The 2145-nt window shown below is 43.4% G+C and carries 2 protein-coding genes; both read left to right on the top strand.

The features are described from left to right. The first annotated feature begins 168 nt into the window (after nucleotides 1–168). Nucleotides 169–777 carry a thiamine phosphate synthase gene (locus I6E38_RS14620; RefSeq protein WP_235394673.1) on the top strand — a complete coding sequence of 203 codons (609 nt, stop codon included), beginning with the start codon at nucleotides 169–171 and terminating at the stop codon, nucleotides 775–777. Nucleotides 778–861: 84 nt separating this feature from the next. Next, nucleotides 862–1806: a ribose-phosphate pyrophosphokinase gene (locus I6E38_RS14625; protein ID WP_235394674.1), complete on the top strand. Its 945-nt coding sequence runs from the start codon at nucleotides 862–864 to the stop codon at nucleotides 1804–1806. The last annotated feature ends 339 nt before the right edge of the window (nucleotides 1807–2145 follow it).

Here is a 2145-nt window from a genome sequence, read left to right on the forward strand (position 1 = left end):
AACGGATATAAAATTCTTTCTTTTCAGACTTACAAAACTATATGCTTAATCCCCCTGGTTTATCGGATGAGCCCTGCAAATTTCAATTCCGTTACATTTTGTCATTCATAAAATTGCCTGTTTAAAGAAAATTGCCTACATTTGCATTTAAATTAAGAAATACGGACTATGAAGTTAGCAATAATGACTCAATCCACATTCTTTGTGGAAGAAGACAAAATTCTTGCGACCCTGTTCGAAGCCGGGTTAGATAATTTGCATCTTTATAAGCCAGGCTCGTCGCCAATCTATTCAGAACGTCTACTATCGTTGCTTCCGAGCACAACATACAACAAGATTACCGTTCATGAGCACTTCTATCTGAAAGATGAATACAACCTTGCAGGCATTCACCTTGACGATGCTTCCATTCAGGAGCCAATAGGATACAAGGGACGAATAAGCCGCACATGCAAGCGAATTGAAGACCTCAAAGAGACAAAGAAAAGCTCGTCGTATGTTTTTCTTGGCAACATACTCAACAGCCAGTCGAATAAATCGGTACTCTCCGACCTCGACATGAACAGTCTGACAAAGGCTGCCGACTGCGGACTGATAGACAAGAAAGTTTACGCATTAGGCGGAATGAACATCGACAACATTCAATTTGCGCGCGACCTGGGATTTGGTGGAATAGTAATATGTGGCGACCTGTGGAACAGGTTCAACATTCACCACCAAAGAGATTACAAGGAGCTGATAGCGCACTTTGAGAAACTCAGAAAGCTTGTAGGCTAAAAAGAAACGTAAGTAGAAATTGGCCGAAAAGACAGCAAATAGAGATTACAGAAAACTATAATATAACATAAAACAAATTAGGAAATGAGTGAGCAAAACTCTTTTTTGGTATTCTCTGGTACTAACACGAGATACCTTGCAGAGAAAATCTGTCAAAGTTTGGGTTGTCCGTTAGGAAACTTGGTTGTAACAAAGTTCTCTGACGGCGAGTTTGCCGTATCATACGAAGAGTCTATCCGTGGACGTGACGTGTTCCTCGTACAGAGCACATTCCCCAATTCAGACAATCTGATGGAGCTTCTTCTTATGATTGACGCAGCCAAACGTGCATCAGCACGCAACATCATCGCCGTAATTCCTTACTTCGGATGGGCACGTCAGGACCGTAAGGACAAGCCACGTGTAAGCATTGGTGCCAAGCTCGTTGCCGACCTGCTTTCGGCTGCCGGCATCGACCGTCTTATCACAATGGACCTCCACGCCGACCAGATCCAGGGATTCTTCGATGTTCCTGTTGACCACCTGTATGCTTCTGGTGTTATCCTGCCCTACCTGCAGAGCCTCAACATCAGCACAGAAGATTTGGTAATCGCTTCACCTGACGTTGGCGGTTCAAAGCGTGCCAGCACATACGCCAAGTATCTCGGCTGTCCGCTCGTACTCTGCAACAAGACACGTGCACGTGCAAATGTAGTTGAGAGCATCCAGATTATCGGCGACGTTAAGGGCAAGCACGTTGTTATCGTCGACGACATGGTTGACACAGCAGGTACTATCACCAAGGCTGCCGACGTGATGAAGGCTGCCGGAGCACTGAGCGTTCGTGCATGCGCATCACACTGCGTAATGTCAGGTCCTGCTTCAGAGCGTGTACAGAACTCTGCTCTTGAGGAAATTGTCTTCACAGACTCTATCCCCTACTCTAACCGTTGCGCAAAAGTTAAGCAGCTCTCTGTAGCCGACATGTTCGCCGAGACAATCCGCCGTGTCATCAGCAACGAGAGCATCAGCTCACAGTATCTCGTATAATTTGCATAAGTTTTATTGCAATAACATACTCACCACAAGGGAAGGCTTCACAGCTTTCCCTTTTTTGTTACATGTAATTTCTGTGATTCGCCTGCAAAGTTACGACGTTAGTTCCGAATATGCAATAGTTGTCCCTTACAAGGATTGACAAGATAAGGGAAATGGAAAAATCAAAGATTACATAAAAGACAACATACAGAAAGGGCGATGTTGTCATTTGGTTATTTTGTCATTTTGTCAAAATCAAAAATAAAAAGTCGTTGTCATCCCCTATAGTATAATAAGTAACTGTTCAAAATTAATTTTATAAATATGAATAATTCACGAATAAGTTCGTAC

The organism is Leyella stercorea (assembly GCF_021531355.1).
GTDB lineage: Bacteria > Bacteroidota > Bacteroidia > Bacteroidales > Bacteroidaceae > Prevotella.